The sequence below is a fragment of the Dietzia sp. DQ12-76 genome (assembly GCF_014145045.1).
In the GTDB taxonomy this organism is placed as follows: domain Bacteria; phylum Actinomycetota; class Actinomycetes; order Mycobacteriales; family Mycobacteriaceae; genus Dietzia.
The window spans coordinates 1-11,889 of the sequence record NZ_JAALDV010000216.1 but is presented as its reverse complement, the minus strand read 5'-3'; the positions used below and the strand labels follow the sequence as shown (position 1 = coordinate 11,889).

The window sequence follows — 11,889 nt, the reverse complement described above, 5'->3', positions numbered from 1 at the left end:
GCCCGAGCCCGAGCCCGAGCCCGAGCGCAACGCGATCCGGCGGTACCCGGACAGCGCGGCCGCGGGGGCGTCGTCGATCACCACCCGCCCACCGTCCACCACCAGCACACGGTCGAAGTCGGCGACCAGCCCCAGGTCGTGGGTCACCACCACGAGTTGTTGGGAGAGACCCGCGAAGGTCTCGGCCACCAGCGCGCGGTTGCGCAGGTCGAGCAGGGTGGTGGGTTCGTCGGCCACGATCACCGAGGGCTCGATCACCAACACCGCCGCCAGGGCGAGGAGTTGCTTCTGGCCGCCGGACAGCAGGTGGCAGGGGTGATCGGCGTGGTCGGAGAGGTTGTAGGTGGCGAGCACCTGCTCGACCCGTCGTCGTCGATCCTCGCGGCTCAGGCCCGACCGGCGCAGGGAGAAGTCGACGTCCTCCGCCACGGTGGGCATGACGATCTGGGTGTCGGGATCGGTGAAGCAGAAGCCGACCCGGCGGCGGACCCGGGCGCCTTTGCGGCGGGTGTCGAGGCCGTCGACGGTCACCGTGCCCGAGGAGGGGACCACCAGACCGTTGATCATCCGCGCGAGCGTCGACTTGCCGCCACCGTTGACGCCGACGATCCCGATACGCCTCTCGGTCAACACCAGATCGATGTCGGTGAGGACTGACCTGTCGCCGTAGGAGTGGGAGACCCCGTCGAACCGGATCTGGGCGCCGCGGTGGTCGGCCGCCGGGGTCCGGGACGCACGGGGGCCCGACTCACGAGGGCCGGTCACGCGGGGGTCGGACGCTGCCCACGCAGCGGAGCGATCAGACCGGGCCGCGCCTTGTGGACCTGGACGGCGACGACGGCGGTGACGACCGCCTTGACCAGGTCGCCGGGGACGAAGACGCCGTTCGCCGCGATCGCGGCCGTCAGTGTCAGCTCGGTGCGGATGAGCATGCCCACCACGCCGAAGGCGTAGATGACCACGATGCCACCGAGGATGTTGATGAGCAACCCGGGGATCAGACGGTAGCGGGGCATCATCAGGGCGGTGAGAAGCCCGATCACGACGACGGCCGGGAGCCAGCCGAGGAGGAACCCCGCGGTGGGGCTCGCCAGCGCGGTCAGAGTGGTGCGGCCGCCGGCGAGGACGGGGAGCGCGAGACCGATGACGATGACCGCGAGCACCGAGAGCAGACCCTTGCGCCAGCCCAGCAGCGCGCCGGCGAGCATGACGCCGAGCGTCTGCAGCGTGATCGGAACGCCCGCGGAGCCGATGCTGATCTGCCCGGGCAGGCCGAGGACGACGATGAGGGCGGCGAACACCGCGATCTGGGCGAGATCTCGGGTTGCGCTCCGGGCCGGGGCCTGATCGATGGAGGTGCTCACGTGGACTTCCTTGTCACCTGGAGAGTGGATCGACACTGTACGCCGTTCATTGTTGTCCCTGACCCGCCGATTCGCGTCATCGGGGTGGGAGGCTCCGCGTGTTCGGGCGCGGGCCCGGCCGGATTGGCTTAGAGTGATCTGCATCACATCTTTTGGTTCGGGGGGCCAGTGACGACTCGATCCCAGCGCGTCTTCGGCGAGGTCATCGCCGCATTCCTCGTGGCCGTCCTGGCCTTCGTCCACCTGCCGGCTCACGTCAGCGCGCAACCCTTTGCCGTCTACCTGGACGTCGTGGCCGACAATCCGCACGGTGAGTCGGCGGGAGGCTTCTCCACCTCCATGACCACCGACCGCGAGGAGCTGGCCGCGGCGCTCGCCGTGGTGCGCGCCGCGGGCGTCGCACCGGAGCGATACGCGACCCTCACGCGCCAGTACTGGCTGGCGGTCGGTGCTCAGAACGCGGGGATCGACCTCGCCGAGTGGGAGCCGGCCCGGGGGCTGGAGGCGAACCTGGAGACGGTCGACAAGGTGTACGTGAACTACCTGCGGCTGTACAACTCCCACGACGGTTTCTGGTGGACCGGGATGGCCGGGCTGGCCGGGATGTCGTTCGCCGCCGGGTTCTGGGACCTCGACGAGGTGGGGGGCGTGCTCAGCGTGCCCGGGCTGCACGAGGTGGGGACCGGGGTCGGTGACGCGCTGAGTGGAGTGCCGTGGGAGCTGGCGGCCGGGATGCCGCGCGATGTGCGACTGCTGGCCACGGCGGGCCCGACTCTCACGCGCGCCGACGTGGACTGGTACCTGCACCGGCTGCTGATCATGCAGCGCAACATCTTCATGGACATGATCCCGATGCACGAGGCCTACCTGGCAGGGGGGTTGCCGGCGGTCAGGGAGCTCGCGGCGGGCGGGGCGTATGACCAGTACGCGCTCGAGGCCTGGCGGAGGCTCGACGAGGGCTCACCGGAGGGCAGGTCGGAGGCGCTGCTGCGGATGGCGTCGCGGGAGCAGAACCAGATCATCGCCGACCAGTGGGACGCGACGGCGGCCGGCCGAGGGGACGTCGGTCGAGTGCTCACCTACGTCACCACCGTGGGCGGCTCCCCCGATATCCCCGGGGCCTCCACTCTGGGTGGCTTCCGCCCGCTGTCGGTGCGCGCGGATGTCAACGGCCGGCCGACGGTGCTGCACACCCCGCTTCCCGCGTTCAACTGGGCCGATAGGGAGCCACGCTGGGAGTACATCGAGCAGGATCTCGTGCCGGCGTTCCGGTCGCTCGTGCGCGACCGGCCGGCGGAGGCACCGGGCTACCTGGACGTGGACTTCCGGCCGCGGGCCGAGCAGAACCGGATCCTCGCGCGGCTGCCGGTGTTCGCCGGGCAGATGACGACGGGGTGGGCGATCGGGTCGGGGTGAGGCGCGACCCGTCGGAGGCGACCCCGTCGCCGTGCCACCTCACCGGTCACCCGGGCCGATCGATCAGGGCGTCCACCGCGCTGAGAACCTCGTCCAGTGGCCGCCCGCCCTCGATGAGTTCGGAGGCCTTGAACGTCACGGCCATGACCAGCTCGGTCGTCAACTGTGGATCGGAGCGGGAGGACTCGGCGAGCGACTCGCGCAGTGGGGTGGTCATCTCGGTGTGCATCCGGGTCAGCCGCTCCCGTGCCGGACCGTCGGGGAGCTGCGCGGCCAGCGCGGTGAGGATCGCGTGGTCACCGGCGGCGACCAGATCCAGGGTGGTGTGCACGTAGGCCACGACCCCCCGACGGCCGCCGCCCGCGTCACGCACTGCTCCCGTGACAGTGTCGATCCACCGTGGCATGAGATCCTCCGCCACGGCGACGACCAACTCCGCGCGCGAGGAGAAGTAAGTGTAGAAGTTCGACCGTGTCATGCCCGCCCGGGTGGTCAGCTCGTTGATGTCGGGAGGGGTACCGGGGGCCTCGGAGAGCATCGACCGGGCCGCGTCGAGCAGGGCCCGACGCTTGGCGTCCCGGTGTTCGCCCACGGTGGGGGCGTCGATACGTGGAATGTCGGTCTCCCGTCACCTTCTCGGCGGAGGCCCGATCATACGTGTCCTTCAGGTCACACGTGCGCGTGCAGCCGGCCGTCGACCATCTCCAGGACCCGGTCGCAGTGTTCGAGGATCTCGTGGTCGTGTGTGACCAGAACCGTCGCGACGCCGTTCTGATGGGTCTCCTCCGCGAGTAGGCGCACCACGTCGTGGCTGGTCCTGCGGTCCAGCGCCGCGGTGGGTTCGTCCACGAGCAGCAGATCGGGCGAGGACATCAGGGCGCGGGCGATGCCCACCCGCTGACGCTCGCCGCCGGACATGGTGGCCGGGCGGCGGCGCGCGCGGTGGGTCAGACCGACGGCCTCGAGCAGGTGGTCGGGATCGCGACGCCGGGACCGGTCTCCGCCGAGTGTTCGCACGAGCCGGAGTTGGTCGCGCGCGGTGAGAGCGGGCACCAGGTTGCCGGACTGGAACACGAACCCGACGTGGTCGCGCCGGAACCGGGTGAGGTCCCGGCGACCGAGACCGGTGATGTCGCGCCCGCCCACCTCGACGGTGCCGGAGGTCGGGGACAGCAGTCCGCCGGCCACGGCCAGGAGGCTCGATTTGCCGGCTCCGGAGGGGCCGACCACGGCCAATACCTCACCACGGGCCACCTCGACGTCGACACCGTCCAGTGCGTAGAGGGTCTGGTCGCCGTCCCGGAAGGTCAACTCGACGCCATTCAGGCGAAGGCCCGGGGCGGAGGCGTCGCCGGTGCGTGTGGTGGTGGTCATCGGTTCTCTCCCAGTGCGCTGTGCGGGTCGACGGCGGTGATGCGGATGGTGGCGAGGGTGGCACCGACCAGTCCCAGTGCCAGGAGGAGGACGGCTCCGAGTGCGATGGGTCCGGTCTCGAGGGCGAACGGCATGCCGGTGCCCACCAGGAACGACCCCACTCCCACGCCGATGGCCACACCGACCGCGATGGACCCCGCCAGCAGGATGAAGGCCTGCCCGATCGCGTCGCCCAGGAGTCGCACGGTCGAGGCGCCCATGGCGCGCAGGACAGCGATCTCGCGGGATCGCTGGACGGTGAGGATGGCGAAGAACGCACCGACGACCAGCGCTGAGATGGCGTAGAGGAACCAGGTGATCATCGACATCGTCATCATCTCGGCCTGGTATCCGGGCGAGGAGTCGAACGACTCCTCCAGGGTGCGCGCCGAGGTGTCGGCCGCGGCATCGCCGGTGGCCAGGTCGGGCAACTCGCCGTCGACCCCGGCGAGGGCCACGACGCTGTACTCCTCACGGGCGCCGGCGCGCGACTCCTCGCCGAAGCGGGTGCCCGCGTGCACGTCCTGCCACGTGGCCAGGGTGGTGAAGGCCATGTCGACGTGGCCGAAGGTGTGTTGGGCGGCCGCGATGCCGACGACCTCGAGGGGGATCCCCAGTCGGTCGACCGTCACCGTGTCGCCCGGGCCGACGGAATCGGCGGCGGTGGCGCTGATGAGGATCTCCCCGTCGGACTGGGGCGCACGGCCTTCGGCCACCTCGGGAACGAGCGGGCCCTCGGGGTCCGCCCCGATGAGGGTGAGGTCAACCGGGGTCCCGGCGGAGGTCCTGGCGTTGATGATCGACAGTCCCATCGGTGTGGCCACCGATACGTCGGGTCGTGCGGCCCAGGCCTCGACCTGGTCGGGCCCGACCACGGATCGGGTGAACGCCGAGTCGGTGCGGGTCTCGGGAGCGAACGCGACGGCCTGGACGGGCATGCGCTGCAGGCCGGAGACGCCGTCGTTGACCAGTCCCGAGGACAGCCCGGCGAGGAGAACCATGAGGACGCTGATCAAGGCCACGACGGAGCCCATCAGGGTGAATCGGGATCGCGCGAAGGTCAGTTCGCGTAGGGCGAGGAACATGGAGGCCTTCCGGCATCGACATCGGGAACGGAGAATATGCTAACACCATGTCAGTATCATGCTGACATGGTGTCGCGAAGATCTCACCCCGGTGTGGTGGGGGCAGCGCGTCTCCACTGCGGAGAAGGAACACGAGGTGGACGTCCTCGTGGCCATGCCCGGGGCGGGGATCGTGGCGATCGAGCTCAAGGCGCGATCGTGAGCGCGGCCGTCTGATGATCGTCGGCGACGCCGGGCAGAGCGTGGTCCATCGGACCGGTCGGCCGCCCGTCGACCTGGTGCCGCTGGTGCTCGATCACAATCTGCGAAACACGCGTCAGATCGCGAGTGCCTTCCTGCCCCTGGTGGGACAACGGATGGAGCTGCGCGGCGGCTCGGGGCCCGCGGTCCGTTACGTCGAGGTGCCGGAGGGCACTGACGCCGTAGCGGCCGGTGACGACGAGGCCATGCGACTGCTCGACGAGGGCTGGGAACCGCGGGACGTCGCGTTGCTGACCACCGGATCGCGGCACCCGATGCAGGTCGAGGCGCAGGAAAGCGGGAATGACCCCTACTGGGAGACGTTCTGGAGTGGCGAGGACATCGTCTACGGCCACGTGCTCGGGTTCAAGGGCCTGGAGCGCCGCGCCGTGGTGCTGGTGTGCAACCACCACGACGGCATGGACCGGGTCCGCGAGAGGGTGTACGTGGGGCTGTCTCGCGCGACGGATGTCCTGGTGGTGGTGGGTGATCCCGGTGCGCCTGAAGGCGGCAGGTGAGCGCGTGGACGTTGCCGGGGTGCGCGAGCCGAAGGAAAACCACCGCCCGGCCTGGTGTGGGGCCGGGCGGTGGTCAGGTGGCCACGAGAATCGCGGTCAGCTCCCGAGGTCGGCGGAACCTTCGACGATCTCTGCCTGCTCGGCCTTTCGGGCGCCGTGGGAGACGGAGATCTTGCGCGGCTGGGCCTCCTCGGCCACGGGGATCACCAGGCGCAGCACGCCGTCGCTGTAGTCGGCCTCGATCTTGTCGGTCGCCAGGCCCTTGCCCAGGGCGAGCTGCCGGGCGAAGGTGCCCGACTGACGCTCATGCATGAGCCACTGGGCATCACCCTCCGCCGGCGCGCGGCGTTCGGCACGGACGGTGAGGGTGCGGTCCTCCACGTCGATGTCGATGCTGGAGGGATCGACGCCCGGGAGGTCGATGAGGCCCACGAAGCGATCGCCCTCCTTGTACAGGTCCATCGGCAGAGAGGTGGACGCGGTCGCGCTGCGCAGCCCCTCGCCCAGGAGGCGATCGAGCTCACGGAACGGATCGAAACGGGTGGTGGTGGCCATGATGGTCTCCTTCAGGACTGGTCGGGATGCGCCCGGCGTCTCCGGGATCGCACACGGTTCAACTCACCGCCGTAGTTGAGTATTCCCGACTCAGGTCACAAAATGTGGCTTGAGTCGGGTGCACTCAGATCAGCGCGTCGGCTGGCATGAAGGGTAGGAGCCCCGCGAGGGATCCGGCGCCGAGCCCGGCTCCGGAGACTGACCCGGAGGCCGATCCCGAGCCGGGGTCCGCGTCGTCCTCCACGGTGCACTCACCGGCGTCGGAAACGGCGGTACGCAGACCAAACCCTGCGGTGCCCGCGTCGTCGGCCCACAGGAACCGGACCCGCTCGGCGGTGCCGGTGGCGCCTCCCAGGTGGCACTCGACGGTCTCGCGGTGAGAGGCGAAGCCCTCGTTGGCGAGGTTGGGCATGCCGGCCGGCCGGGCGTAGAGGGTGCCGTCGGTGACGAACCCGGTCCCGTCGTAGGTCATCTCGACCGAGCGTCCCTCGCAGACCTCGTCGCACAGCACCCGCAGGACGCCGGACACCTCGTCGTGGTCGAGGGCCATCACGCCCGTGAACGGGGAGGGGTACGTCTGCATCTCGGTCACCGCACCTTCGGCACCCAGCCGCACGAAGTGGATCTTCCCGGTCCCCTCGACGCCCACGGCGAAGGCTCCGCCGAATGCCTCGGGGAGGTACTCGATGGCCTCGAGGCCGGCGTTCGCGCCGATCAGCCCGGTGAGTGAGGTCAGCGAGTACTCGTCCGTGGCGCTGAGCGTGCCGGAATCGCGGCCGGCGGGCAGGACGAAGCGCAGGATCGAGGGGCGACTGGTGCTGCCGGACTCGTTGTCACGCTCGGTGGCCACGTAGATCACGCCGTCCGGACCCACGGTGACGCCTTCGGCATCGGGACGCCCCGAGCCGTCGGGGTACTCCAGGACGAAGGTGCGCGAGAGCGAGTACGTACCGGCGACCGGATCGTAGGCCACGACGTACAGCGTGCCGGTGCCGTTGTTCACCACGTAGGCGGTGCCGTCGGCCGCGATGTCGACGCCCGACATGTCGTCGTCCTCGGCGAAGGCGCCACCGAGCGCGACGGGGGTGATCGTCAGCGGGTCGAAGGGCCATGGAGACGTGATGACGGGCTGATCCTCGACTGCCGCGACGTTCCGGGCGTTGCGGGTGGGTTCACCGGTCACGGCGAACCCGCCCGTCATGTCGGGGATACGGCCCCAGGTGGTGGGCGAGTGACCCGACCAGGTGGTGGAGTCGACGATCTCACCGCCCGCGTCCCGGAGGATCACCGAATCGTTGCCGCCGAGCCCGAAGTAGTCCGGGTCCACGTCGGTGTGGACGGACCAGTAGCCACCGGACTCGATGGTGGTCCCCTCGGGGATGACGATCGGATCGTGCGTGGGGTCGTCGTCGATCAGCGTCCAGCCCGAGATATCCACGTCCTGCTCTGTGTCGAGGTTGGCCAGCTCCACCCAGTCGCCCACGGCGTCACCGTTGGACTCGACCTCGTTGATCACCACGCTGGTGGCGGGAGCGGCGGGGGCGGCGGCGGGTATCGCCAGCGCCGCGCCGGCGGCGAGGGCGACCGTGAAGACGCCTGAGCTGATGGTCCGTGAGCGCATCGGGGGCCTTTCCTGGGCAATGGCTGAGTGACTGACCAGGTGACCGTAGGAGGGTCTGGTGCCGGGTCCCTGTCGGCGGGGTGGCGACCAGCTGAACAGTCGTTGTCGTCGGCTGCCGCACGACGGCGAGTGGGCCCGGTCCGGGAGCCGGCCCGAACCGGTGCTCACCCTGAGCCTGATTCTCTTCCTGGCGGCCTAGCCCGGGGGAGCGGTGCATCCGCTTCCGACGGGGGAGCAGGAAGCGTATCGAAACCGAGGCACGGCTACTGCCGGGCCAGGCTCACCAGGAAGTCGATCGTTCCGGCCGGTTCCACGGCGACGAAGCCGAGGCTCGGCGGCTCGACCCCGACCTCGGCCCAGGTGAGGGGGACCGCGCCGGAGGCGATCAGGGCGTCGCCCGTCCACAGGACGGTCACCTCGGTGTGCTCACGCACGGTCGTGCCCTTGATCGTCAGCTCGACCACCATCGGGATCGATACCGTTGTGCCGTCCGACGGCACCGCAGCCAGATCCACAGGTTCGGCCACGGTGAGTGTCGCCGAGGGATGGGACCCGGTGTCGAGGATCTGGGGGGAGCGGGCCTGAACGTCGCGCTGGTCGATGTCCGTCTCGATTCCCGCCACCTGCACGTCGAACGATGCGGACTCGAGGGTGGTCCCGGACACGACCGCCCGCCCGCTCACCTGGTCGGTGCTGCCGACGACGGTGACCGGCTCCCCCCGCAGGATCTCGTTGACCGTGTACCCGGCGGTCGTCTCGTTGGGCGCGGTCCCCGGCACCACCACCCACGTGCCCTCCAGGGTGCCGGTCGCCTCCTCGGCTCCGTCGACGGAGACGGTCGCGGCCGGCGCGTCGTCACCTCCACGCACGGCCTTGTAGAGGTAGGGCGCTGCGATCAGCGCGACGACGACGATGACGACGACAGCGCCGATGATCCAGGGGAGTCTCCGCATGGGACGAGCTTAGGAGTCGATGCCCCCGTTCCGCAGCGACGATGCGTTGAGATCGTCCGTCGAGACGATGACGCGACCTGACTCGTTCTCAGGTCGAAAACGTGGCGTTCAGGACCTTCATTCGCGACTTGTACCACGCAGCGTCACTTATTCTCATTCTCAGCGGCAGGTTGGTCGCGAGCGTGTTCGGGTGGCCGGGAGGCGCGACATGAACCAGAACCCTCCTCCTCAGTGGAGTGATTACCCCACGTCGGAGTTCGGACGAATTCCGCAGGCGAGCCCGGTGGCGACCAACCAGAAGCAGTCGATGTCCCCGGCCATGGCCGTGATGATCACCCTGATGGCCGTGCTGATCGTGGGTCTGATCGCGGTGGTGGCGTTCCTGATGATCCCGCGATTCACTAGTACGACTACTGCACCCGTGACATCGACGGTGTCCGCCACAGCGACGGCCTCGAGTGTCGGGGAACCGGACCGGCCTCAGGTTCAACCGGCGCAACCTGCTGCACCGTCCGGGTCATTCGTGTGCTCGAACGTCGGCGGAGGCCCGCTCGCGCATTCGGCGGTGGGCTCATCAGTCACCTCGTGCGAGTTCGCAGTGTCAGTTCGTTCCACCTACCTCGCATCCGGAGGCAACGGGGGCCCGATGACCATCGACGCCTACAGCCCGGTGACGGGTGCGACGTACACGATGTCCTGCTCGGGCGGACCGGTGGTGACCTGTACCGGCGGCAACAACGCTGTCGTGTACATCTACTGATGGGTTTTCTGAGCAGGCGAGGGGCACTGACCTCGGGTGCCTGCGGGCTCGTTCTCGTCGTGTGCGGTTGTGGTGAGTTGGTCCCCACGAGCGGGCCCGTACAGACCGTCTACGTCACCTCCACAGTCACCACCGTCTCTCCGGGACCGGACGGACCAGGTGGAGAAGGGATTCCGGGAGCTGCCCATCGCCCGGTCTCACCGATAGCCGACCCCAGGACCGGTGGTGTGGATCTCGCCGGAGTGATCGGTGGTATTCCGAGTCCGGTTGGTATCGCCGCAGCAGGCGTCGGTGGTCGGACCGACGTCCAGAAGGCGGGAGGCGTGCAGTCGGGTGCCGCCTGGTCGACGATAAAGGTACCCTTGGCCGTCGCCGTCGCGCGCACATCTCCGGCCACGCTCGAGTCGGCAGCTACCGCGATCACGGCATCCGACAACGCGGCGGCGGAGCGATTGTGGGATTCACTCGGCGGGGGAGCCTCGTCGGCGGCTGGGATCGGCGCAGTGCTCGCGGATGGGGGTGACAGCACCACCCAGGTGCCGGCTGTCCGCACCCGTGCGGAGTACTCGATCTTCGGTCAGACTCAGTGGCCGCTCGTGGGTCAGGCGCGGTTCGGAAGTCTCCTACCGTGCATCGGGTCATCGAGCCGAGTTCTCGATCTGATGGGCCAGGTCTCACCCGATCAGAGCTGGGGACTCGGCCGCATACCGGGAGCTCGGTTCAAGGGTGGCTGGGGGCCGGGTGAGAGTGGCGGCTATCTCGTGCGTCAGTTCGGGATAGTGCCGGCTGCGGGAGGGGAGTTAGCCGTGGCCATCGCGGTCGAATCAGCGTCATTCGGCGAAGGCGTCGACGCACTCTCAGGAGTGGCGGATGCGCTTGCTCTTCAGCTTCCTTCGATACAGGGTGGGCGGTGCTGATCGGCTACACCACCCCGAGCTCGCGGGCCCTGGCCACCGCGGCCGTCCGGGACGTCACACCGAGTTTGTCGAAGACGTGCACGAGGTGCGTCTTGACCGTCGCCTCCGACACGTGCAGGGACGTCGCGACCTGCCGATTGGTCTCGCCCGTCGCCACCGCCCGCAACACCTCCACCTCGCGATCGGTCAGCACCGGCCGTGGGTCGCGCAGCCGGGTCATCAGAGTGGCGGCGACGGTCGGGGAGAGCGCGCTCTCCCCGGCCGCCGCGGCGCGGACGGCGGCCAGCAGCTCGTCGGGACCGGCGTCCTTGAGGAGGTACCCGCAGGCCCCGGCCTCGATTGCCCCGATGATGTCCGCATCGGTGTCGTGGCTGGTCAGGACCAGGACCTGCGGTGGTGACTCGAGTGCGCGGAGTCGCCGGGTCGCCCTGACGCCCGCGGAGGCGTCACCCGCGAAGCGCAGGTCCATGAGCACCACGTCCACGTCGCCGATCCGCGCCCGCTCGACGGCGCCGTCAGCGGTGGGGACGTCGGCCACCACCTCGATGGCGGGGTCCGAAGCGACCAACGCGCGAAGTCCCGTCCGGACCACCGCGTGATCGTCCGCGATCAGAACGCGCACGCTCGTCGTCGTCATGTCCCCGAGCCTCCCACCACCGTCGGGAGCACGGCGCGGATCGTGGTTCCCGCGCCGGTCTCGGAGCTCACGTCGAACTCTCCTCCCAGCCCGGACACCCGACGCGCCATCCCGTCCAGACCGAACGATGCGGTGGGCCGAGGCGCGGCGACGTCGAAACCCCGACCGTCATCGCGTACCTCGAGCGCGACAGCGGTGGATGACCCGGTCAGCGTCACCTCCACCCTCGAGGGTGAGGCGTGTGTGACCGCGTTCGCCAACGCCTCCTGCGCCACGCGGACGAGCACGGCGGCGACCTCGGGGGGTGGGTCGACCTCGAGGGCGCAGTCCGCGGTCACCTCGATCCCCGGATGCTCCGCGCGGGCCCGCTCCGCGACACGGCCCAGTGCGCCCGCGAGCGACACGCCGTC

Annotated in this window: 14 protein-coding genes and 1 pseudogene; 5 read left to right on the top strand and 10 right to left on the bottom strand. The window is 69.5% G+C overall.

Translation table 11 applies throughout. The features are described from left to right. Both G6019_RS08455 and G6019_RS08450 read right to left on the bottom strand, forming a co-directional pair. On the bottom strand, positions 1-696 hold a 696-nt coding region (locus G6019_RS08455), incomplete at its 3' end, for an energy-coupling factor ABC transporter ATP-binding protein (protein ID WP_182627395.1). Between the two features lie 65 nt (positions 697-761). Beyond that, on the bottom strand, positions 762-1,364 hold the full coding sequence (locus tag G6019_RS08450; RefSeq protein ID WP_107756266.1) for a biotin transporter BioY: 603 nt from the start codon (positions 1,362-1,364) through the stop codon (positions 762-764). 168 nt (positions 1,365-1,532) lie between these two features. On the opposite strand from G6019_RS08450, the gene G6019_RS08445 reads away from it, so the two are divergent. Beyond that, positions 1,533-2,780, top strand: coding sequence for a hypothetical protein (locus G6019_RS08445; protein WP_182612025.1), 1,248 nt, complete (start codon positions 1,533-1,535; stop codon positions 2,778-2,780). Positions 2,781-2,826: 46 nt separating this feature from the next. Here the strand turns inward: G6019_RS08445 and G6019_RS08440 are convergent, their stop codons facing one another. The 3 genes from G6019_RS08440 to G6019_RS08430 all read right to left on the bottom strand — a co-directional run bounded on the left by G6019_RS08440 (position 2,827) and on the right by G6019_RS08430 (position 5,278). Next, positions 2,827-3,372: a TetR/AcrR family transcriptional regulator gene (locus tag G6019_RS08440; protein ID WP_182612026.1), complete on the bottom strand. Its 546-nt coding sequence runs from the start codon at positions 3,370-3,372 to the stop codon at positions 2,827-2,829. Between the two features lie 77 nt (positions 3,373-3,449). Further along, entirely contained in the window at positions 3,450-4,154 is a 705-nt protein-coding gene (locus G6019_RS08435) for an ABC transporter ATP-binding protein (protein WP_107756269.1), read from the bottom strand. Continuing rightward, complete coding sequence (locus G6019_RS08430) at positions 4,151-5,278, bottom strand: FtsX-like permease family protein (RefSeq protein WP_107756270.1); 1,128 nt, start codon at positions 5,276-5,278, stop codon at positions 4,151-4,153. The genes G6019_RS08435 and G6019_RS08430 overlap by 4 nt, the downstream gene beginning before the upstream one ends. 58 nt (positions 5,279-5,336) lie before the next feature. Between G6019_RS08430 and G6019_RS08425 the strand changes: the two genes are divergently transcribed. Both G6019_RS08425 and G6019_RS08420 read left to right on the top strand, forming a co-directional pair. Then, positions 5,337-5,480: a hypothetical protein gene (locus G6019_RS08425; RefSeq protein WP_156607155.1), complete on the top strand. Its 144-nt coding sequence runs from the start codon at positions 5,337-5,339 to the stop codon at positions 5,478-5,480. Further along, positions 5,470-6,036, top strand: a pseudogene (locus tag G6019_RS08420) (nuclease); the annotation flags it as partial. The gene G6019_RS08425 and the pseudogene G6019_RS08420, both read left to right, overlap by 11 nt. 96 nt (positions 6,037-6,132) lie before the next feature. Here the strand turns inward: G6019_RS08420 and G6019_RS08415 are convergent. The 3 genes from G6019_RS08415 to G6019_RS08405 form a co-directional block, all read right to left on the bottom strand. After that, on the bottom strand, positions 6,133-6,591 hold the full coding sequence (locus G6019_RS08415) for an Hsp20/alpha crystallin family protein (RefSeq protein WP_107756271.1): 459 nt from the start codon (positions 6,589-6,591) through the stop codon (positions 6,133-6,135). A gap of 124 nt (positions 6,592-6,715) precedes the next feature. Next, the gene (locus G6019_RS08410; protein ID WP_182612027.1) at positions 6,716-8,212 is read right to left on the bottom strand and encodes a lamin tail domain-containing protein; all 1,497 of its coding nucleotides are present in this window, start codon (positions 8,210-8,212) and stop codon (positions 6,716-6,718) included. A 263-nt stretch (positions 8,213-8,475) separates the two neighbouring features. After that, on the bottom strand, positions 8,476-9,165 hold the full coding sequence (locus G6019_RS08405) for a YceI family protein (RefSeq protein WP_182612028.1): 690 nt from the start codon (positions 9,163-9,165) through the stop codon (positions 8,476-8,478). Positions 9,166-9,448: 283 nt separating this feature from the next. On the opposite strand from G6019_RS08405, the gene G6019_RS08400 reads away from it, so the two are divergent. After that, on the top strand, positions 9,449-9,925 hold the full coding sequence (locus tag G6019_RS08400) for a serine/threonine protein kinase (protein WP_182627393.1): 477 nt from the start codon (positions 9,449-9,451) through the stop codon (positions 9,923-9,925). A gap of 227 nt (positions 9,926-10,152) precedes the next feature. Then, positions 10,153-10,842 (top strand): hypothetical protein, encoded by a 690-nt coding sequence (locus G6019_RS08395; RefSeq protein ID WP_182612030.1) that lies wholly within the window; start codon positions 10,153-10,155, stop codon positions 10,840-10,842. A gap of 4 nt (positions 10,843-10,846) precedes the next feature. On the opposite strand, the gene G6019_RS08390 is transcribed toward G6019_RS08395, so the two are convergent. Together G6019_RS08390 and G6019_RS08385 are read right to left on the bottom strand one after the other, a co-directional pair. Continuing rightward, on the bottom strand, positions 10,847-11,479 hold the full coding sequence (locus G6019_RS08390; protein ID WP_107756274.1) for a response regulator transcription factor: 633 nt from the start codon (positions 11,477-11,479) through the stop codon (positions 10,847-10,849). Continuing rightward, positions 11,476-11,889, bottom strand: a 414-nt coding sequence (locus tag G6019_RS08385) for a sensor histidine kinase (RefSeq protein WP_182627391.1), incomplete at its 5' end; no start/stop codon positions are given. The genes G6019_RS08385 and G6019_RS08390, both read right to left, overlap by 4 nt.

Coding starts and splice junctions, on each gene's coding strand:
- G6019_RS08430 (WP_107756270.1), bottom strand. CDS start 5,278: ATGTTCCTCGCCCTACGCGAACTGACCTTCGCGCGATCCCGATTCACC.
- G6019_RS08425 (WP_156607155.1), top strand. CDS start 5,337: ATGCTGACATGGTGTCGCGAAGATCTCACCCCGGTGTGGTGGGGGCAG.
- G6019_RS08435 (WP_107756269.1), bottom strand. CDS start 4,154: ATGACCACCACCACACGCACCGGCGACGCCTCCGCCCCGGGCCTTCGC.
- G6019_RS08415 (WP_107756271.1), bottom strand. CDS start 6,591: ATGGCCACCACCACCCGTTTCGATCCGTTCCGTGAGCTCGATCGCCTC.
- G6019_RS08410 (WP_182612027.1), bottom strand. CDS start 8,212: ATGCGCTCACGGACCATCAGCTCAGGCGTCTTCACGGTCGCCCTCGCC.
- G6019_RS08390 (WP_107756274.1), bottom strand. CDS start 11,479: ATGACGACGACGAGCGTGCGCGTTCTGATCGCGGACGATCACGCGGTG.
- G6019_RS08405 (WP_182612028.1), bottom strand. CDS start 9,165: ATGCGGAGACTCCCCTGGATCATCGGCGCTGTCGTCGTCATCGTCGTC.